Here is an 18,669-nt window from a genome sequence, read left to right as displayed (position 1 = left end):
GTTCAAAAGCCACTATGCGCTTGAGGAAAACCTCCGCACGAACGGTGTTTATTAACTGAAAGCAATAGCCATGCTTACGGCCATGGCGTGCGCGAGGTCTTCAGCGGACACGTTTTTCGTTACCTTCCTTTTCTCTCATCTCTACTCATGAGCAAGCAAAAACATTCCTTTCAGGCCGAAGTTGCACAGTTGCTGCATCTGGTCACGCACTCGCTGTACTCCAACAAGGAAATTTTCCTGCGGGAGCTGATCTCCAACGCATCAGATGCCTGCGACAAGCTCCGCTTCAACGCACTGGCCGACTCATCTCTGTATGGCGATCAGCCAGAGCTGGAAGTTCGCATCAGCTTCGACAAGGCAGCCAAGACACTCACCGTCACTGACACCGGCATCGGCATGAGTCGAGAAGAAGCCATCGATCATCTGGGCACCATTGCCAAAAGCGGCACCAAAGACTTCGTGTCTCGCCTCTCAGGCGACCAGAAGCAGGATTCGCAGCTCATCGGTCAGTTTGGCGTAGGCTTTTATTCAGGCTTCATCGTGGCTGACAAGATCACGGTGGAATCGCGCCGCGCAGGCCTGCCTGCGGAGCAAGGCGTACGCTGGATCAGCAGCGGCGCTGGCGAGTTCGACGTTGAAGACATCACACGCGCCGAGCGCGGCACCAGCGTCATCCTGCACCTGCGCGACGATGCCCTGGAATACGCAGACGGCTGGCGCCTCAAGGAGCTCATTGGCAAATATTCTGATCACATCAGCCTGCCCATCAAGATGGAAGGCGAGAAGTGGGAAGAAGGCAAGGAAGAGGGCCAGCCCGGTGAGATGGTCAAAACCGGTGAGTGGGAAACCATCAACCAGGCCAGCGCTCTATGGACGCGCCCCAAGAAAGATATCTCTGACGAGCAGTTCAAAGAGTTCTACAAGCAGGTCGCCCACGACTGGGAAGATCCCCTGTCCTGGTCGCTCAATCGGGTTGAAGGCTCCACGGAGTACACGCAACTGCTCTACATTCCCTCGCACGCGCCGCAAGACCTGTGGGATAGGGACAAGAAAGCCGGCGTCAAGCTCTACGTCAAGCGCGTGTTCATCATGGACGACGCGGAGCAACTCATTCCGCGCTACCTGCGCTTCATCAAAGGTGTGGTCGACTCCGCCGATCTGCCACTGAACGTAAGCCGTGAGCTGCTGCAAGAAAGCCGCGACGTCCGCTCTATCCGCGAAGGCAACACGCGGCGCGTTCTTTCCATGCTTGAAGAACTGGCCAAAACCGAACAGGCTGCAGCCAACGCGCCCGCCACCGCTGATGCCAGCGCCGAGAACGGTGCTGAGCAAAAAGTGGACATAGGCTCTGGCGAGTCCACGCCCGCCCCGGAACCCACCGAGATGGCAGAAGACGGCGTGACCGATGTGGTCGACAAGAACGATGCGCCAACGGCTGCAGATGCGGCCGCCAAGTTCGCCGAAGAAGCAACCCGTGAAGGCAAGTATTCGACTTTCTGGCGTGAGTTTGGCAGCGTGCTGAAAGAAGGCCTGGGCGAAGATTTCGCCAACCGCGAGCGCATCGCCAAGCTGCTGCGCTATGCCTCTACCGCCGGCGATGCCGCCAACGTGTCTCTGGCCGACTACAAGGCACGCATGAAGCCCGGCCAGAAAGCCATCTACTACATCACCGCCGACACCTTGGCGGGTGCCCGCAATAGTCCGCAGATCGAAGTATTCAAGAAAAAAGGCATTGAGGTGCTCTTGATGGCCGACCGCGTGGACGAGTGGTCGCTATCTCACATGCCTGACTTCGACGGCACACCTTTGCAATCTGTGGCCAAGGGCGCGGTTGATCTGGGTGACCTGCAAGATGAGGCGGAGAAAAAGGCTGCTGAAGAGGCCGCAGAATCCGTCAAACCCTTACTGGAACGCCTCAAGGAAGTCCTCAAGGATCAGGTCGAAGACGTGCGTGTCACCAGCCGCCTGGTCGATTCACCAGCCTGCCTGGTGGTCAAGGACGCTGGCATGAGCATGCAACTGGCACGGATGCTCAAGCAAGCTGGTCAGAAGGTGCCGGACACCAAACCGGTTCTGGAAATCAACGCTGAGCATGCCTTGGTGAAAAAGCTGGAAGGCAACGACCGCTTCGACGATCTGGCGCACATATTGTTTGACCAGGCAGTGCTTGCAGAAGGCGGCTTGCCGGAGGATCCAGCAGCCTACGTGCGCCGCGTGAACGCATTGCTGGTTTAAGGCCGCGATTCCCCTGCGTATGGGGCGCGTGGGGTTTTTACTCCCTCGTCCCCTGAGAGAGACTGATGCAGGCGCGCCTGCCGACTTGAGCCCCAGAACCGGCGCGGGTTCGACGTCTTACTCCCTCTCCCTTTGGGAGAGGGTGGGGCGGGGCCGGCCAACCGGTGAGGGTAGGCGGCGGTTGAGTTGTTGTCTGTGCTTTCTAATTACCTTCTGCGCATAGATCGAGGTCGGAGGCCGGGGAGTGCGCCCGGCAGCGCACCTACTCTTTTTTGGGGCCGGCCATCCGGCTCCGCCAAAATAGAGTAGGCAGAAAAAAGGCGGCCCCAAGTCCGTGTCCCTTCGCTGCGCTACGGGCAACCTCCGGTGCTCCATCGTGCGGCGGCGCTGCGGAACTCGCTTTGTTCACTTCGTTCACGCCGCTCAGACATCCGCAGCAAGCTAGATCTTGAAGCAAGAGCATCTTGCAGTGCTCTTGCCCGCCACCCGCTGTCCGCTCCTCAGCACGGCCACAGGGGGTGGGACACCCAATCGGGCCATTGCTTCGCTCGGCCCTCGAATGGTTAGTCGCTGGCGCGAGGCTCGTTTCCCTCTCCCACATGTAAGAGAAGGTGGTGCGGGGCCGGACTAGCAGTGAGGGCAGGCAGCGCCATCACTCAAACCAAACCGCCCACCCAGTGAGCCCCCCAAAAGCCCCAAATTAACGCAGCACAGGCTCCCCCGGATCAAACGGCTTGTCCGGCGGACTCTTGTGCGGCGGCGCCAGCGGTTGATCTGGCTGCGGTGGCGCTTCTTCAGGCGTTGGGTTGCGATGTTCCATTTTGAATTCTCCGAGCACCACTCAGGCCGTAGCCACTTTCTCAGGCGCCACCTGCTCCAGCGCAGCAGCCAATTGCCCCACGCTGCGGTCCACGTCGTGCCACTTGTCCAACCCAAACAGCCCAATGCGGAACGTGCGGAAATCCGCCGGCTCATCGCACATCAAAGGAACACCTGCCGCAGTCTGCAAACCTGCCGCCATGAATTTCTTGGCGTTCTGAATATCCGGATCCGTCGTATAGCTCACCACCACGCCTGGCGCCTTAAAGCCCTCGGCCGCGACACTGGCAAAGCCTTGGCTTTCAAACAAAGCGCGCACCTTGCGGCCCAGCTCAGCTTGCTCCTGCTGCACCTTGGCAAAACCATACTGCTTGGTCTCCTGCATCGCATCACGTAGATCCAGCAGCGACATGGTGGGCATAGTGGCATGGTAGGCATGGGCACCCGTCTCATAGGACTGCATGATCTGATACCACTTCTTCAGATCGCAGGAGAAACTGCTGCTGGTAGTACCCTCCATGACCTTGAGGGCACGTTCGGACAAGCCCACCATGGCGCACGCCGGTGAGCTGCTCCAACCCTTTTGCGGCGCGCTCACCAACACGTCTACCCCAATGGCGCGCATATCAACCCACATCGCACCCGACGCAATGCAATCGAGCACGAACAGGCCCCCGGCTGCCCGCGTAGCCGCCGCGACCCGGCGCATGTAGTCATCAGGCAATATCATGCCGCTGGCAGTTTCCACATGGGGCGCAAACACCACCGCAGGCTTTTCTCGGGCAATGGCAGCTTCCACCTCTTCAATGAGTGCAGGCGTCCAGGGCGCCTGGGAACCATCGCCCACCCGGCGCGCTTTCAGCACCGTGATGTTCTCAGGCGCGGTTATCTTCCCCATCTCCAGAATCTGCGACCAGCGATAGCTGAAAAAGCCGTTGCGAAGGATCACCACCTTTTGATCGCCTGCGAACTGCCTGGCCACCGCCTCCATGCCAAAAGTGCCGCTACCGGGCACGATCGCGGTGCCATCCGCACCGTAGATTTCTTTCATGGTGCTGGAAATGTCCTTCATGACGCCTTGAAAGCGCTTGGACATGTGGTTGAGCGCGCGGTCTGTGTAAACGACCGAGAACTCGAGCAAGCCATCAGGATCAATATTGGGCAACAATGCAGGCATGAGCGTCTCCGAAATCGGGCGCCAGTCCGGCGCCTCATAAAAAAGGGCCCCCACGCTTCCCCCGCTTCGCGAGATCCGCTGCCCCCCGAGGGGGCGCTTTTTAATTTGGGGCGGCCCGGCCATAAAAAAAGCCAGCTTAGCACGTAGGCGCCGCGCGTAAATGCATCCAGGACGAATACATTAGTGTTATGGAACTCCCTGCACTCGCCCTTGCTTTCGGCAAGAGCTTTCTTTTTGCACTCGCCGCAGTGCTGCCCATCGTCAACCCACCGGCCTCAGCGCCGGTGTTTGTCAATCTGACTCAGGGGCTTGACCGCTCCACGCGCAAGATGCTCGCGCGAAGGGTCGGGATCAACGTCGTCCTCATGCTGACGGGCGCCATGCTCATCGGCACTTATGTGCTTGATTTTTTTGGTGTTTCTTTACCCATCGTGCGGGTGGCCGGTGGCCTGATCGTGGCCTTTACCGCCTGGAACATGCTGTACGCCCCGCAGATCACCAACGACCACAAAGCCGAAATGGCACAGTCATTAACGCAAGAGAACGTGCGTATCAAAGCCTTCTACCCCATGGCTTTTCCCCTGACCTGCGGTCCGGGCGGAATCTCCGCTGCCATCACGGTGGGTGCCGCCTTGCACAGCAACCATTGGTCCACCTCCCTGGCCAACTTCGGCGGCGGCGTATCTGCCATGCTGGCCACCGGCGTGATCGTCATGCTCACTTTCCGATACGCCGGCCAACTGCTGCGTCCGCTGGGAGAAGTCGGTTTGATCGTCTTCCTGCGCCTCACAGCGTTCATCTTGCTGTGTATCGGCGTTCAGATTCTCTGGACTGGCATTACAGAGTTGGTGCGAGAGATCATTTGAAGCCCCTGTGAGGCCTAAGAACGTGTTCATGATCTAAGGGAAAAGCCCAGCGCGCAGAGTCGCCGGGCTCACTTAGGATCATCTGACCATATTCCAGCAAGGTCAGAGCCCATGTTCCTCAAGCGCGTTCCCGCCCTCGTCGCCACCCTGCTGGTCGCCGCCAGCACCCAGGCATGGGCCGCCTTTCCCGACAAACCCATCAAGATCGTGATCGGCTTCCCTGCCGGCGGCCCGCTGGACCAGCATGCCCGCCTGCTGACCGAAAGACTGCAGGCCGTACTGGGCCAGCCTCTGATCGTGGACTACAAACCCGGCGCGGGTGGCTCAGTAGGAGCCGAAGCAGTAGCACGCAGCCCGGCCGACGGCTACACCATCATGCTGGCGAATACCGGGGTCATGGTGATCAATGGCGCGCTCTACAACAAGCTGCCCTACAACACGCTAAAGGACTTCGTACCCATCGCTCGCACGGCCCAGCAGCCGCTGGCACTGCTAGTGAATAACAACGTGCCCGCCAAGAACCTGAAGGAATTCCGAGACTACGCCGCCAAGAACCCAGGCAAGCTCAACTACGGCTCGGCTGGCAACGGTGGCATCTCCCACCTGGTGCCCGAAATGTTCAAGAACGCCGCCGGGCTGTTCATGGTCCACATTCCTTACCGCGGCAGCGCCCCGGCTTTCACCGACCTGATGGCAGGGCAGGTGCAGTTCATGGCCGAATCCATTCCTCAGGCAGCCAGCTACCACAAGCAAGGAAAGGTGCGCGCCTTGGCCGTAACCAGCCGCGAGCGCAACCCTGCCCTCCCCGACATCCCGACCGCCATCGAGTCTGGCCTGAAAGACTTCGAGGTGGTGGGCTTCTACGGCTTCCTGGCACCCGCCGGCACCCCACCGGACGTGGTGGCCAAGCTAAGCGATGCTTTCAAACAGGTGCTCACAAACCCCGAGATGCGCAACCGCATGGTGTCGCAGGGCGCCGACCCGGCGTTCCTGGACAGTGCGGGTTTTGCGAAATTTCTAGCGGCCGAGACCCCGCGCTGGGAAAAGGCAGTGAAGGCGTCTGGTGCCAGGATGGACTGAACTGGGAGCGAGTTGAAAGCGCAGATCAATGTGCTGCCAGGGGAGATCAAAGGTCCTGGGATACGTCTCCCCCAATTCATATGACTAGCCGCTCAGGGCTCTCGCTTGCCGAATATCGCCGTTCCCACACGCACCATGGTGCTGCCCGCAGCGATTGCAGCCTCAAGATCAGCGCTCATGCCAATGGACAGGGTATCCAGCGGCAGGCCCGCCTTCTGAAGTTCTTCAAAGACGAGCCGGGCCCGCTCATGAAGTGCGCGGGCGCTGGCGAAATCCGGCGCCGGCTCGGGAATACACATGATTCCGCGCAAACGCAGCCCCGGTAGTGCGGCTACCGCGCGTGCCAAGCCAAGTGCATCGTCAGGTGCCACTCCGGATTTGGTAGGCCCTCCGTCTACGTTGACCTGAATACACACCTGCAGCGGCGCCATGCCATCGGGGCGTTGCGCTGACAGCCTTTCGGCGGTCTTTTCGCGGTCTATGGTGTGTACCCAGTCAAAGTTCTCCGCCACCAGCCTGGTCTTGTTGCTCTGGATAGGACCAATGCAATGCCACTGCAGGGGGAGATCGCGCAAGGCCGCAATCTTCTCGACGCCCTCCTGAATATAGTTTTCTCCGAAGGCCTGCTGGCCCGCTGCATGGGCCTCGCGTACGGCTTCCGGGCCGTAAGTCTTGGACACTGCCAGCAGCCCGATGGAGTCAGCGGGACGCCCGGCTTGCGCGCTTGCAGCCGCAATTCGTTCACGCACTTTGTGGAGCTTGTCTGCGATCGTCGTCATAATCCTCGCAGCGTACCAAACTGTAAACAACCTGACCGAGGAACTTCGTGGACATCACGCAATTGTTGGCCTTCAGCGTCAAGAACAAAGCATCGGATTTGCACCTTTCTGCAGGTTTGCCTCCCATGATCCGCGTGCACGGGGATGTGCGGCGGCTGAACGTAGAGCCGCTGGAACACAAGCAAGTGTTCGCGATGATCTACGACATCATGAACGACACCCAGCGCAAGGCGTATGAAGAGTTCCTGGAGATCGATTTTTCCTTTGAAATCGAGGGCTTGGCGCGGTTTCGGGTCAACGCCTTCAACCAGGCGCGCGGAGCCGCCGCTGTACTGCGGACCATTCCCAACAAGATTCTGACGCTGGAACAGCTGGCAGCCCCCAAGATTTTTGCCGAACTCGCACTCAAACCTCGCGGCCTGGTGCTGGTAACTGGACCTACCGGCTCGGGCAAATCGACCACACTGGCGGCCATGGTCAACCACCTGAACGAAAACGAGTATGGCCACGTGCTCACGGTGGAAGACCCGATCGAATTCGTGCACGAATCGAAGAAGTGCCTGATCAACCAGCGAGAAGTGGGCCCCATGACGCAGAGCTTTACTGCTGCGCTCAAATCAGCCCTGCGGGAAGATCCTGACGCCATTCTGGTGGGCGAATTGCGCGACCTGGAGACGATTCGGCTGGCCATGACGGCAGCGGAAACAGGCCACTTGGTGTTTGGCACGCTGCACACCTCGTCCGCCGCCAAGACGATTGACCGGATCATTGACGTGTTTCCCGCAGCTGAAAAGGAGATGGTGCGCACCATGCTGTCCGAATCGCTGCAGGCCGTCATCTCCCAGACCCTGTGCAAAACCAAAGATGGTCAAGGTCGGGTGGCCGCCCATGAAATCATGCTGGGCACCAGCGCCATCCGGAACCTGATTCGGGAAGCCAAGGTGGCGCAGATGTATTCAGTGATCCAGACCAGTGCCAATACCGGCATGCAGACGCTGGACCAGAACTTGACGGACTTGGTCAAGCGCAATCTGATCAGCGTGGGTGAGGCTCGGAGCAAAGCGAAGATACCTGAGAATTTCCCCGGGTAAGAATGGGCTCCCCCCTGAGGCGCTTCGCGCCATCCCCCCTGGGGGACGCAGCCAGCGGCCTGGCAAAGCCAGCTCCGCGGCTACTCACTTATGGCCTGCTCCGCGGCCTTCTGATTTTGGAGGCATCATCCGGTCTTGGGCGGGGACTGGCGCTACGATCGCTCAGAGCCAGCGGCCTGGCAAGGCCAGCTTCGCGGTTACTCGCGTGGGGCCTGCGCCGTGCCCTTCTGATTTTGGCTGCCCGCGGCGGTCAGATTTTGTTGACCTCATTCGCTTATGGGGTGGGACGGGCGCTACGATAGCGAAAGTGGCGGGTCACTACGGTCTTTATTTGGCGAGGAGAAAACATGGAACGCGATCAGGCGAGCAAGTTCATCAATGACTTGCTCAAACTCATGCTCGCTCGCAAGGGCAGCGACCTTTTCATCACCGCCGACTTTCCGCCAGCGATCAAGGTCGATGGCATGGTCACCAAGGTGTCGCCCCAGCCGCTGACCGCTGCGCACACATTGGCTCTCGCTCGTGCTGTGATGAGCGACAAGCAGGCCGCTGAGTTCGAACGCACCAAGGAATGCAACTTTGCGGTCGCGCCTGCCGGGGTGGGCCGCTTCCGCTGCAACGCCTTCGTGCAGATGGGCAAGATTGGCCTGGTCATGCGGGTGATTCCAGCAGATCTGCCTACCATTGACGATCTGGGTATGCCGCAGATCTTGAAGAGCGTGGCGATGTCCAAACGGGGCCTGACCATCATGGTCGGCGCCACCGGCTCGGGCAAGTCGACCTCCCTGGCAGCGATGGTGGATTGGCGCAATATCAACTCACAGGGTCACATCGTCACAGTGGAAGACCCGGTGGAATTTGTTCATCCACACAAGAACTGCATCGTGACACAGCGCGAAGTGGGCTTGGACACAGAGGACTGGGGCACCGCTCTGAAGAATTCCCTGCGGCAGGCGCCTGATGTAATTTTGATGGGCGAGATACGCGACCGTGAGACCATGGAACATGCCGTGGCCTTTGCAGAAACGGGTCACCTGTGCCTGGCCACCCTGCACGCCAACTCTGCCAACCAGGCACTGGACCGCATCATCAACTTCTTTCCGGAAGAAAGACGCGCACAGCTGCTGATGGATCTTTCATTGAACCTGCGCGCTCTGATTTCGCAACGCCTGATTCCCAGGCAGGACGGCAAGGGCCGCACTGCGGCGTTCGAGATCATGCTGAACTCCCCTCTGATCTCAGACTTGATCTTCAAAGGCGAAGTCACCGAGATCAAGGAAATCATGAAGAAGAGCCGAGAGATCGGCATGCAGACTTTCGATCAAGCGCTTTTTGATGCTTTCGAGAAACACCTCATCAGCTATGAAGATGCCCTGCGAAACGCTGATTCCGCCAACGACCTGCGCCTGCAGATCAAGCTGACCAGCAAGCGAGCCAAATCCGTGGATCTGGCTGCCGGCACCGAACACCTCCAAATCCTATGACCATCCAGATCAATCCCAAAACCTACGAATCCATCGCCCCTCGCCATGTGGCTTTTCTTGGCCTGGGCGTCATGGGCGCCCCGATGGCCGGCCACCTGGCCAAGGCGGGCCATACCGTCACGGTGTACAACCGCTCTCCCGCCAAGTCGGAGGCCTTCTGCGCGCAGTTGGCATCTACTGGAAAAGTGACCCGAGCAGACACGCCAGCGCAGGCGGCATCTCAGGCTGACATCGTGTTCTGCTGCGTCGGCAATGACGACGATCTGCGATCCGTGGTGCTGGGAGACACAGGCGCCTTTGCAGGCATGAAGCCGGGCGCACTCTTTGTGGACCACACAACCGCTTCCGCCACTGTGGCGCGCGAACTCGACAGTGCCGCCCGCGCCCTCGGCCTGCAATTCATCGATGCGCCGGTATCAGGCGGTGAAGCAGGCGCCCAAAATGGCATGCTCACGGTGATGTGCGGTGGTGATGCTGCCGCTTTCAACGACGTGTTGCCGGTGGCCATGGCGTTCTCCCGCGCCTTCACCTTGATGGGCCCCAGCGGCTCAGGCCAGTTGACCAAGATGGTCAACCAGATCTGCATCGCCGGCCTGGTTCAAGGCCTTTCGGAGGCCGTGGCCTTTGGACAACGGGCGGGCCTGGACATGGATCAGGTGCTGCAAGTCATTGGCAAGGGCGCTGCACAGAGCTGGCAGTTGGACAACCGTGGCTCTACCATGGCGCAAGGCAAGTTCGAATTCGGCTTTGCGGTTGATTGGATGCGCAAGGATCTGGGACTGGTGTTTGATGAAGCCAAGCGCAATGGCGCGCGCGTACCAGTCACGGCGCTGGTGGACCAGTTCTACGCAGATGTGCAGCAGATGGGTGGTGGGCGCTGGGATACTTCCAGTTTGGTTAAAAGGCTGAAGTAGCCCGATCGACAACTGAGTTAGTGGAGGGAGACTAAGCTGGTGACGTGATTAGGACACGCAGCTTTCCCTCACCCCAAACCCTCTCCCGCTTGCGGGAGAGGGAGTCACATCCAAACTCCGCCTCTCGCCATCAGATTGGCGGCAAGGTCTGAACCTGTTTGCTACTTGACCGGCGGCAAAGTCTGCACCTGTATAGGCGGACGAGCTTCCTGCACCGTAGGCTGCGTCACTGGCTGAGTCACCACCCCAGTCGCCGCCTCACTCACAGGCACCACCGCAGACCCCGATGGCGCAGCCGCTGCAGGCGCCCCACCCATGCCAGCATTGGCCGCCGGGGGCTCCACAATCAAGTCAATCACACGCACTACCCGCTCTACCCCCGCGGTCTGCCGCACGATCTGAGTCGCCAGTTCGGCCTCCTGCGCAGACAGGCGCCCCATCAGGTAGGTGGTTCCTCTTTCGGTGATGACGCGAACGGCATTGGCTGGCACGCCGTTGGCATCTATCAGTCTGGCTTTTACTTTGCCGGTGACGTAGGTGTCGTTGGAGCGCTGAACCGGGCCGGAATTGGGCATGACCGCCAGCTCATTCACGACGCCCTGCACGCCCGTAATGCCGTTCACAAGCGAGTGAACCAATTGCTTATCTTGCTCCGTAGGGACCTCGCCAGTGACCAAAACCTTGCGGTAGTACGCGGTCACGGTGACATGGCCACGCCCGGGCAGGGCGTTGACAATTTTTTCCTGCGCTTCCTGCTCAATCGTGCGGTCGGCCGTCTGCGTTTCGCCGCTGCGCCGCTCGGCGGCGAACATCAGCGTGCCGGCACCAGCCGCGCCGCCCACGATGGCCAGCGGCACGCAGCCAGAAACACCAGCGCCCGCCAGGGCTGCCACCAGGCAGACACCAGCCAGCCGATTCATGCGTAAAGTCATCCAGCACTCTCCTGTTCACCCAGAAGTTGAAGATCAAGTCCGTCGCAAAGGCAATGCAGCACCAGCTGATGTGCCTCGTGTATGCGCGGGGTTCGCTCGTGCGGCACGCAGACGTGCACGTCGGTCTCGCGCAGCATCATGCCCAGATCGCCCCCACCGGCACCGGTGAGCGCAATGACGCTCATTTCCCGCTCATGCGCCGCCTGTGCGGCACGCAGCAGGTTGCTGGCGCGGCCGTTGGAAGAGAGGATCAAAAGTACGTCGCCAGCACTACCCAAGGCACGCACCTGGGCGGCAAAGGCATCGGCATATTCGCCACGGCGCGCCACCGCCGTCAGCGTGGCCGCGTCAGTACCCAAAGCGAACGCGGGAAGTTCAGGGCGAGGGCGCTCAAGCCCACCCACCAGCAAGGCGGCCAGATACTGAGCAAGTGCGCCTGAGGCACCATTGCCGCAAATGAGTATCTTGCCCCCACCGGTGATACAGGCCAGCAGTGATTGCGCGGCTTCGGCCACGGCACCAGCCAGCGCTTCCGCCCATTGGTATTGGAGATCGGCGCTGTCTATGAATTGTTGTTGAATGCGTTGCGCGAGCATCGGCGGCAATGATAACGCCGGAAAGGGACGTCAGTGCAAATTTAGGAGCAAATCAGTTCAAAATCAGGAGCAAACGTGTCAATTTGCATCATGCTTTCCAACTGGTTGACCACGAGAACCTGGGGGCCGGCCATCCGCTCTCCCTAACTCGCATCGAATGCGCCGACGAGCCATTGGATGCGTCCGCCGTCTATAGCAACGACATCAAAGCGGCACGGCGGGGGTGCGCGAAAACGCCGCAGGTAATGCCGCGCCGCAAACACAATGCGCTGTTGCTTGATGGCGCTTACGCTGGCCGCTGCCCCTCCATGACCCGAACCGGACCGTGCGCGCACCTCGACGAACACCAGCGTTCCGCCTGCGGCCCTCATCACAAGATCTATTTCACCACCGCCTCGCCCTGGCGTCCGATAATTGCGATCCACGAGTCGCAGCCCTGCGCCTTCCAGATGAGCCAGCGCAGAATCTTCCGCTGACATCCCCTGTTCGCGCGTGCTGGTGCTTGCGCTGGCGTTTTTGCCTACCGATCGCTTGACTGACCAAAGCGCCATCCGAATTGTCTTCTCTTGAAGTTATAAAAATGTCTTTGCCAGCCACTGAATCCGTGCCCATAGGCAAGCCATCGTTTCAGCATGCCCTGGAAGCTGCACGTGCGGCGGCTGGGGGGCAGCATTATCCGTCCGGCGCGTTGTATGTAGTCGCCACGCCCATCGGGAATCTGGCCGACATCACTCTACGGGCTCTGCATGTGCTGTTGATGGTCGACGCCATTGCGTGCGAAGACACGCGGCATACCCAGCACCTGCTTCGTGCAGTGGGTATTCAGCGCTCCGGCAGCGAGCTGATCGCGCTGCATGAACACAACGAAATTGAGGCCGCCCAAGCCGTGATCGCCCGGCTGCAAGAGGGTCAGCGCGTGGCTTATGTGAGCGATGCAGGCACCCCGGCCGTGAGCGACCCAGGTGCGCGGCTGGTGGCAGCGGTCCATGCGGCAGGTTTGCGGGCCATTCCATTGCCGGGTGCAAGCAGCGTGACCTGCGCTCTCAGTGCGGCGGGTATCACGGGCGATCCTGGTTTCGTTTTCACCGGTTTTCTGCCCTCCAAACAGGGCGAGCGCATGAGTGCGGTCGCTGAACTGGCGCGTGAGCCGCGCGCCGTGGTGCTGCTGGAGGCACCTCATCGCATTGCGGCCCTGGCCGATGCACTGGCCACGTTGGAGGAGCGGCTGGTCACGGTGGGGCGCGAACTGACCAAGCAGTTCGAGCAGATCGCCACCATGGCATGTGCTGCCTTGCCGGCATGGCTGGCTGCAGACCCACAGCGCCTGCGTGGCGAATTCGCCTTGGTGCTTCATCCGCATGAAGCAGGTGCGGCGCCAAGCGATGATGATCGGGTGCTACGCCTGTTGATGGCTGAGCTGCCATTGAAGACTGCTGTCAAGCTGACAGCGGAGATTACCGGGCAAGCTCGCAATGCCTTGTACGAACGTGCTTTGAAGCAACGCGACGGTTAACGTTGACCCTGATGAAGAATGGCCCGGATGGCCGGCTATCCGATGAGGCCAGACGACGGTTGAGTTGTTGTCTGTGCTTTCTAGTTACTTTCTGCTCTTGGATTGAGGTCGGAGGCCGGGGAGTGCGCCCAGCAGCGCACCTACTTCTTCTTTGCTCCGCCACCGGATGACCTGCCCCTCGCTCCGCGCTCCTCGGCACGGCCAAAGGGGGGGGTTGGGTGCCCATTCGGGCCATTGCTGCGCTCGGCCCTACACGGATCGTTCACAAGCGAAGACTGTTGAGCTCTCTCCCGATTTCGGGAGAGAGGGTTAAAACGGCCAGCCGCCCGTTACTTTCGTCACTTCACTAACACGCTCACAGGGCCTAACATGCTCGCATGCTGCCCTCAGAGCCTCTTGTCACGCCAGATCATCCCCGACTCCTGATCGTGGATGACCATGAACTGGTGCGCCTGGGCCTGAGTTCCCTGATTGCGTCCCAGGCGGCAGGCCACAGTCAGCCAGGGACCTTGGAAGCAAGCACCTTGGCGGAGGCCATAGACCTTTACGCCCGGCATCAGGACACCTTGGCGCTGATATTGCTGGATCTGCACCTGCCCGATGCGCACGGCCTGTCCGGTCTGCGCCAGCTCTTGACGCGCTTTCCCGAAGCACCGGTCGCAGTTCTCTCTGGGGACGCTGACCCCGCTCTAAAACGGCAGGCTCTGGAAACCGGAGCCCGTGCTTACCTCCCAAAGTCCGGTCAATTGGCCGATGTCATTACTTACCTGCGGGCACAGGGGCTCCTGGGCTTACCGGCTGCCTCCGGGCCCATTCCCGGGCTAGCAGAACCCGAGAGCCGGGCCAGCGAAGCCGCTCGTATGGTGCAAACCCGGGACGGGGAGCGAGTCCGCCTGACACATCGCCAAGCTGAAATGCTGGACTGGGTATTGGCCGGACAGCCCAACCGGGAGATTGCAGAAAGAGCCCACCTGTCGGAAGGCACGGTCAAGAATCATGTTTCGGCACTACTGCTCATGTTCGGGGTACGCTCGCGAGCGCAGCTGATCAGCAAATTGAGATGAAAACCCCACGCGCCCTCAGGGCCGCGTTGCCCTCAGCCCAGGATCTGGGGAAGCCGGCAAAACCTGAGCAGCATCCTCCAGGCGAAGGCCAACGCCTTTTTCCCGATGAAGACAATTCACAGAAAGCCTACAGCGCCCACAACCAAGCTGCGGTGAATGAGCGTGTTCTGCAAGCGCAGGTCAACGCCTTGTTTGCAGGATACCCGGGCGCGTTTTTCATCAGCCTTTTGGTATCCATCAGCTATGCCGTTCTTTATGGTTGGCTGGTAGGCGATACGCGCATCTGGGGTTGGTTGGCGTTGCGGGCATTTTCAATTCCCTTCTACTTCGCCCTGACCACACTCCCACGCACCACGCCGCAGGAATGCCAGAGGTGGTTACGGGTCTACCTATGGGCCTTTCTCTACCACGGCTTTGTCTGGGGACTGGTGCCCTGGTTGTTCCTACCCCCGCACGACTTTCCCACCAGCTTGCTGACCGCCCTGCTTCTCATCATGTTGTGCGCGGGCGGCCTGCACAACGTGGTGCCCAGCTGGCCGGCCGTACTGGCCTTCGTGCTTCCCATCCTCTTGAGCCTGATAGCCGCGCTGCTGTGGCAAGCACAACAGGCGAGCGACTTCTTCCTGGCATTGTGCGCGGGGCTTTACCTGGTGATGGCCCTGCGCACGGGTCGCCAGCACCACCTTCTGCTGACGGATTCTCTGCTCGCTCGCTTTGAAAACCAGGCGCTGACAGAACAGTTGGCAGAGCAAGTCCGTGTAGCCCAACTCGCGAGCGACGAAAAAACCCGCTTCCTGGCCGCCGCCAGCCACGATCTGCGCCAGCCAGTTCACGCCATCGGCCTATTTGGCGCCGTGCTCGAACACGACCTGCGAACACACCCCCTGCACGCCAACGCCGAACGCCTGATGCGCGCCTTGGATGCTCTGGGACATTCACTTGACTCGATGCTGGACGTGTCTCATCTGGATGCGGGGCTGATTGAACCCGCCATGGCTGCGACCCCACTCAATCCCATCCTGCAGTCGCTGGGACAGGTCTTCGCAGGCAAAGCGGAGGAACGAGGGCTTCAACTTCGTGTGCGCGCCACGACACTCTGGGTGCAAACCGATAGCGATCTGCTGCAACGCATGTTGTCCAACCTGATCGAGAATGGACTCAAATACACCTCGCACGGGGGAGTGCTCGTGCTGGCCCGCGCACGACGAGGCCAGGTGTGGATTGAAGTGGTTGATACCGGAATTGGCATCGCACCAGAGCATCAAGAGCAGGTGTTTGCAGAGTTCTATCAGATCGGAAACCCAGGGCGCGATCGCTCCCATGGATTGGGCATGGGACTGTCAATCGTGCGGCGGCTGTCACGTCTGCTCAACCATCCGGTGCGGCTTCACTCCCAGCCCGGACGGGGCAGCCGCTTCAGAATCGTGCTTCCGGCCACCCCGGCCGGCACCCTGGGATCCCGATCTCCAGAGCAGCTCCCGGCAGACGATTCACCACCCACGTCAGTTACCGGAGCACGCGTGCTGTTGGTGGAAGACGAAGACGATATCGGCCACGCCATGGCTGCGCTGCTGGTCACGCACGGCATGACGTTGACCCATGCTACGCAGGCTTCGCAAGCCGAAGAGCTTCTTGCCCAGGCGCGCGAAGCAGGCCAGCCATTTCAGGCAGTGGTCTGCGATTTGCGCCTGGCCGAAGGAACGGATGGCCTCGCGCTGGCCCTTAAATTGCGAGCACAAGGCAGTGAGGCCGTGCCTACCCTGCTCATCACAGGAGAGACCGCGCCCGAGCCTCTGCAGAGAGTGAACGAGACGGGAATACCTGTGCTGTTCAAGCCTGTCACCGCGTCGGCTTTGCTGGCAGCCCTGGCCGGAATGATCGACCATTGAGACAGTTGCAGAACCTCAGCCCCAAAGCAATGTGGGGTGCAGAGTGGCTCATCGAACGCGGCTACCTACCAAGGACCTTTGAATGGCTTTTGAATGACTTTCGGCACTAGTGGCACACGCCCATGCGGCATATCTTCCTGCGCACGCGCATGTTGCGCATGCGGCCCCTTGGCCAGCAACCGCGCAAGCATGAAACCCAGTCCATTCAAAGAGGGAGTCACCATGATCAAAGCTTCTACCCGCCTGGCGTGCCTCACATAAAGACCGATCTTGAGCACTGTGTGGCCCGAGAAGGACCTGCTAGCCGCCCTGTTGAAGAGCCGCATGCTTGGTGCGTGCAAAGTCACTGGAAAGCACCAGAGAGGCGTACGCCCTCGTCCGGTGACCTGTACGATATCGTGAACATGCCTCTGCCCCCCGCCGTCGCTGAACGAGTATTGGCCTCCAAGGTCGAGGCCCAGGCACGCACGGACCGTGATGCCCGCTGGCTTGAAACAACGGTCAATGCGCTCGTAGCCATCTTCTTCTATTGGCAGACAGGATCCTGGCTCGTCTTTCTTTGGGTCGGCCTGCGTGCTCCCACACACCTTATCGGCCTTTGGATCTCCAATGGTTACCGTGCCGATCCCGAGCGCGAGCAACACAGCGACCGCTGGGCTCGCCGCTTTACGACGTCCACGGCTCTGGACAGCACGCTATGGGGCCTTGCCTGCTGGCTCCTGCCACCTGCGGGGAGCCCACTCCTGCACGGCCTGTTGGTCATTCTGATCGGGGTCGCCAGTAGCGCCGCCGTGTACGGCACTCAGCTGTGGCCCATCGTGCTGGGCTGGGTCCTGCCCATGAACATAGGCTTGCTGACCGCACTACTTTGGCAAGGGCAGCCCTTGTTTCTATTCATGTTCGCCTGCGCGGCCATCAATCTGGGTATCGTGCTGTATTTTGGGCGGCAACAGCAGCAGCTCATGACGCAGACGCTGATGACCCGATTCGAGAAAGAGGATCTAGCCAATCAGCTGGTGCAGCAGGTCAAGATTGCTCACCAGGCCAGTGAAGACAAGACGCGTTTTCTGGCCGCCGCCAGCCACGACCTGCGCCAGCCCATGCACGCCATCACGCTATTCGGAGCCGTACTTGAGAAGGAATTGGCGGGACACCCCCAGCACGCCAATGCACAAAGGCTGATGCGTGCCGCCGATGCCTTAAGCGCCTCGCTTGGCACCATGCTTGACACGTCCCGTCTGGATGCGGGCGCCATAGAGCCCACAGTCGCACCCGTTGCGCTCAATACCATTCTTCGCTCCCTTAGCCAGACCTTTGTCGCAGACGCCGAGCAACGAGGCTTGCAACTCAGGATGCGAGCAACGCCGCTGTGGGTTCACACCGATGCAGACCTGCTGCAACGCATGCTGAGCAACTTGATAGAAAACGCACTCAAGTACACGCCTGAAGGAGGTGTCCTCGTAGTCGCGCGTGCCCGAAACCAGGAAGTCTGGATTGACGTGGTGGACACCGGTATAGGCATCGCTGCCGAACACCAGGAACCGATATTCGCCGAGTTCTACCAGGTTGACAACGCCGGGCGTGATCGTTCGCGTGGTCTCGGAATGGGACTATCCATCGTGCGCAGACTCTCCAATTTGCTCGGCCATCCTGTCCATCTAAAGTCTCGACCAGAACGCGGAAGCCGGTTTCGCGTCGTATTGCCGGCCGCTCCCGCTCAACCTCACGCGCTGCCTCCTCCGCCTGTTTCCGCTGCGCTCAACGCCACTTTCAGCACAGCGTCCGGAGCGCGGGTATTGCTGCTGGAAGACGAAGCCGACATCGCGCAAGCCATGCACGTGCTGCTCAGCTCCTATGGCGTTGACTTGGTACACGCTACGACGACCGAACAAGCGCAACGGCTATTGGAGCAAGGGCAAGTGGACAGGAATTCGTTCCACGCCATGATTTGTGATCTACGCCTGGCGGACGGCGTCGACGGCTTGGATTTCGCCCTCTCGCTTTCCCAGCGCGGGCTGATCCCGCCGCCCACCCTGCTTATCACCGGAGAAACGGCACCCGCTCCGCTGCAGCGCGTCCGGCAAGCAGGCATGCCGGTGCTGTTCAAACCGGTAACGGCTTCGGACCTGCTCGAAGCCCTGAGCCCTCTGTTGGAAGCACGCCGGACATGACTTTCGGCACTGGCGGTCGCTGAAGTTCCCGCATATCGTTCCCTACAAAGGCCGCATCG

At 60.3% G+C, this 18,669-nt stretch carries 16 protein-coding genes; 10 read left to right on the top strand and 6 right to left on the bottom strand.

The annotated features are described in order from the left end of the window. Positions 1 to 147: 147 nt before the first annotated feature. The gene (gene htpG / locus ABIE13_RS13215) at positions 148 to 2,235 is read left to right on the top strand and encodes a molecular chaperone HtpG (RefSeq protein ID WP_354444112.1); all 2,088 of its coding nucleotides are present in this window, start codon (positions 148 to 150) and stop codon (positions 2,233 to 2,235) included. Between the two features lie 841 nt (positions 2,236 to 3,076). On the opposite strand, the gene ABIE13_RS13210 is transcribed toward htpG, so the two are convergent. Further along, a complete protein-coding gene (locus ABIE13_RS13210; protein WP_354444110.1) occupies positions 3,077 to 4,231 on the bottom strand; it encodes an aminotransferase class V-fold PLP-dependent enzyme in 1,155 nt (384 codons plus the stop codon). 188 nt (positions 4,232 to 4,419) lie between these two features. Here ABIE13_RS13210 and ABIE13_RS13205 point away from each other — a divergent pair, with 188 nt between their 5' ends. Then, on the top strand, positions 4,420 to 5,097 hold the full coding sequence (locus tag ABIE13_RS13205) for a MarC family protein (RefSeq protein WP_354444108.1): 678 nt from the start codon (positions 4,420 to 4,422) through the stop codon (positions 5,095 to 5,097). A gap of 111 nt (positions 5,098 to 5,208) precedes the next feature. Further along, a complete protein-coding gene (locus ABIE13_RS13200; RefSeq protein WP_354444106.1) occupies positions 5,209 to 6,177 on the top strand; it encodes a Bug family tripartite tricarboxylate transporter substrate binding protein in 969 nt (322 codons plus the stop codon). Positions 6,178 to 6,269: 92 nt separating this feature from the next. Here the strand turns inward: ABIE13_RS13200 and ABIE13_RS13195 are convergent, their stop codons facing one another. Next, positions 6,270 to 6,956 (bottom strand): YggS family pyridoxal phosphate-dependent enzyme, encoded by a 687-nt coding sequence (locus ABIE13_RS13195; protein WP_354444104.1) that lies wholly within the window; start codon positions 6,954 to 6,956, stop codon positions 6,270 to 6,272. A 47-nt stretch (positions 6,957 to 7,003) separates the two neighbouring features. Here ABIE13_RS13195 and ABIE13_RS13190 point away from each other — a divergent pair, with 47 nt between their 5' ends. The 3 genes from ABIE13_RS13190 to ABIE13_RS13180 all read left to right on the top strand — a co-directional run bounded on the left by ABIE13_RS13190 (position 7,004) and on the right by ABIE13_RS13180 (position 10,445). Next, complete coding sequence (locus ABIE13_RS13190) at positions 7,004 to 8,047, top strand: type IV pilus twitching motility protein PilT (RefSeq protein WP_354444102.1); 1,044 nt, start codon at positions 7,004 to 7,006, stop codon at positions 8,045 to 8,047. Positions 8,048 to 8,394: 347 nt separating this feature from the next. Beyond that, the gene (locus tag ABIE13_RS13185; RefSeq protein ID WP_354444100.1) at positions 8,395 to 9,531 is read left to right on the top strand and encodes a PilT/PilU family type 4a pilus ATPase; all 1,137 of its coding nucleotides are present in this window, start codon (positions 8,395 to 8,397) and stop codon (positions 9,529 to 9,531) included. Further along, positions 9,528 to 10,445, top strand: coding sequence for an NAD(P)-dependent oxidoreductase (locus tag ABIE13_RS13180; protein ID WP_354444098.1), 918 nt, complete (start codon positions 9,528 to 9,530; stop codon positions 10,443 to 10,445). Before ABIE13_RS13185 ends, ABIE13_RS13180 begins: the two co-directional genes overlap by 4 nt. A gap of 161 nt (positions 10,446 to 10,606) precedes the next feature. Here the strand turns inward: ABIE13_RS13180 and ABIE13_RS13175 are convergent, their stop codons facing one another. The 3 genes from ABIE13_RS13175 to ABIE13_RS13165 form a co-directional block, all read right to left on the bottom strand. After that, a complete protein-coding gene (locus ABIE13_RS13175; protein WP_354444096.1) occupies positions 10,607 to 11,377 on the bottom strand; it encodes a BON domain-containing protein in 771 nt (256 codons plus the stop codon). Further along, the gene (locus ABIE13_RS13170; RefSeq protein WP_354444094.1) at positions 11,374 to 11,973 is read right to left on the bottom strand and encodes an SIS domain-containing protein; all 600 of its coding nucleotides are present in this window, start codon (positions 11,971 to 11,973) and stop codon (positions 11,374 to 11,376) included. The genes ABIE13_RS13175 and ABIE13_RS13170 overlap by 4 nt, the downstream gene beginning before the upstream one ends. A 143-nt stretch (positions 11,974 to 12,116) precedes the next feature. Beyond that, complete coding sequence (locus ABIE13_RS13165) at positions 12,117 to 12,524, bottom strand: YraN family protein (RefSeq protein WP_354444092.1); 408 nt, start codon at positions 12,522 to 12,524, stop codon at positions 12,117 to 12,119. A 29-nt stretch (positions 12,525 to 12,553) separates the two neighbouring features. On the opposite strand from ABIE13_RS13165, the gene rsmI reads away from it, so the two are divergent. From rsmI to ABIE13_RS13150, 3 genes are all read left to right on the top strand, one after another. Beyond that, entirely contained in the window at positions 12,554 to 13,486 is a 933-nt protein-coding gene (rsmI, locus tag ABIE13_RS13160; protein ID WP_354444090.1) for a 16S rRNA (cytidine(1402)-2'-O)-methyltransferase, read from the top strand. Positions 13,487 to 13,863: 377 nt separating this feature from the next. Next, the gene (locus ABIE13_RS13155) at positions 13,864 to 14,550 is read left to right on the top strand and encodes a response regulator transcription factor (RefSeq protein WP_354444088.1); all 687 of its coding nucleotides are present in this window, start codon (positions 13,864 to 13,866) and stop codon (positions 14,548 to 14,550) included. Beyond that, the gene (locus tag ABIE13_RS13150; RefSeq protein ID WP_354444086.1) at positions 14,547 to 16,439 is read left to right on the top strand and encodes an ATP-binding response regulator; all 1,893 of its coding nucleotides are present in this window, start codon (positions 14,547 to 14,549) and stop codon (positions 16,437 to 16,439) included. Before ABIE13_RS13155 ends, ABIE13_RS13150 begins: the two co-directional genes overlap by 4 nt. A gap of 65 nt (positions 16,440 to 16,504) precedes the next feature. On the opposite strand, the gene ABIE13_RS13145 is transcribed toward ABIE13_RS13150, so the two are convergent. Further along, positions 16,505 to 16,663: a hypothetical protein gene (locus tag ABIE13_RS13145; RefSeq protein WP_354444084.1), complete on the bottom strand. Its 159-nt coding sequence runs from the start codon at positions 16,661 to 16,663 to the stop codon at positions 16,505 to 16,507. Positions 16,664 to 16,843: 180 nt separating this feature from the next. Here ABIE13_RS13145 and ABIE13_RS13140 point away from each other — a divergent pair, with 180 nt between their 5' ends. Next, positions 16,844 to 18,610 carry an ATP-binding response regulator gene (locus tag ABIE13_RS13140; RefSeq protein ID WP_354444082.1) on the top strand — a complete coding sequence of 589 codons (1,767 nt, stop codon included), beginning with the start codon at positions 16,844 to 16,846 and terminating at the stop codon, positions 18,608 to 18,610. Positions 18,611 to 18,669 lie beyond the last annotated feature (59 nt).

The sequence above is a fragment of the Ottowia thiooxydans genome (assembly GCF_040548795.1).
In the GTDB taxonomy this organism is placed as follows: Bacteria; Pseudomonadota; Gammaproteobacteria; order Burkholderiales; family Burkholderiaceae_C; genus Ottowia; species Ottowia thiooxydans_A.
This window is presented reverse-complemented; position numbering and strand designations above follow the sequence as displayed.

Coding starts and splice junctions, on each gene's coding strand:
- htpG (WP_354444112.1), top strand. CDS start 148: ATGAGCAAGCAAAAACATTCCTTTCAGGCCGAAGTTGCACAGTTGCTG.
- ABIE13_RS13210 (WP_354444110.1), bottom strand. CDS start 4,231: ATGCCTGCATTGTTGCCCAATATTGATCCTGATGGCTTGCTCGAGTTC.
- ABIE13_RS13205 (WP_354444108.1), top strand. CDS start 4,420: ATGGAACTCCCTGCACTCGCCCTTGCTTTCGGCAAGAGCTTTCTTTTT.
- ABIE13_RS13200 (WP_354444106.1), top strand. CDS start 5,209: ATGTTCCTCAAGCGCGTTCCCGCCCTCGTCGCCACCCTGCTGGTCGCC.
- ABIE13_RS13195 (WP_354444104.1), bottom strand. CDS start 6,956: ATGACGACGATCGCAGACAAGCTCCACAAAGTGCGTGAACGAATTGCG.
- ABIE13_RS13185 (WP_354444100.1), top strand. CDS start 8,395: ATGGAACGCGATCAGGCGAGCAAGTTCATCAATGACTTGCTCAAACTC.
- ABIE13_RS13180 (WP_354444098.1), top strand. CDS start 9,528: ATGACCATCCAGATCAATCCCAAAACCTACGAATCCATCGCCCCTCGC.
- ABIE13_RS13175 (WP_354444096.1), bottom strand. CDS start 11,377: ATGACTTTACGCATGAATCGGCTGGCTGGTGTCTGCCTGGTGGCAGCC.
- ABIE13_RS13170 (WP_354444094.1), bottom strand. CDS start 11,973: ATGCTCGCGCAACGCATTCAACAACAATTCATAGACAGCGCCGATCTC.
- ABIE13_RS13165 (WP_354444092.1), bottom strand. CDS start 12,524: ATGGCGCTTTGGTCAGTCAAGCGATCGGTAGGCAAAAACGCCAGCGCA.
- rsmI (WP_354444090.1), top strand. CDS start 12,554: ATGTCTTTGCCAGCCACTGAATCCGTGCCCATAGGCAAGCCATCGTTT.
- ABIE13_RS13155 (WP_354444088.1), top strand. CDS start 13,864: ATGCTGCCCTCAGAGCCTCTTGTCACGCCAGATCATCCCCGACTCCTG.
- ABIE13_RS13150 (WP_354444086.1), top strand. CDS start 14,547: ATGAAAACCCCACGCGCCCTCAGGGCCGCGTTGCCCTCAGCCCAGGAT.
- ABIE13_RS13145 (WP_354444084.1), bottom strand. CDS start 16,663: ATGGTGACTCCCTCTTTGAATGGACTGGGTTTCATGCTTGCGCGGTTG.
- ABIE13_RS13140 (WP_354444082.1), top strand. CDS start 16,844: ATGCCTCTGCCCCCCGCCGTCGCTGAACGAGTATTGGCCTCCAAGGTC.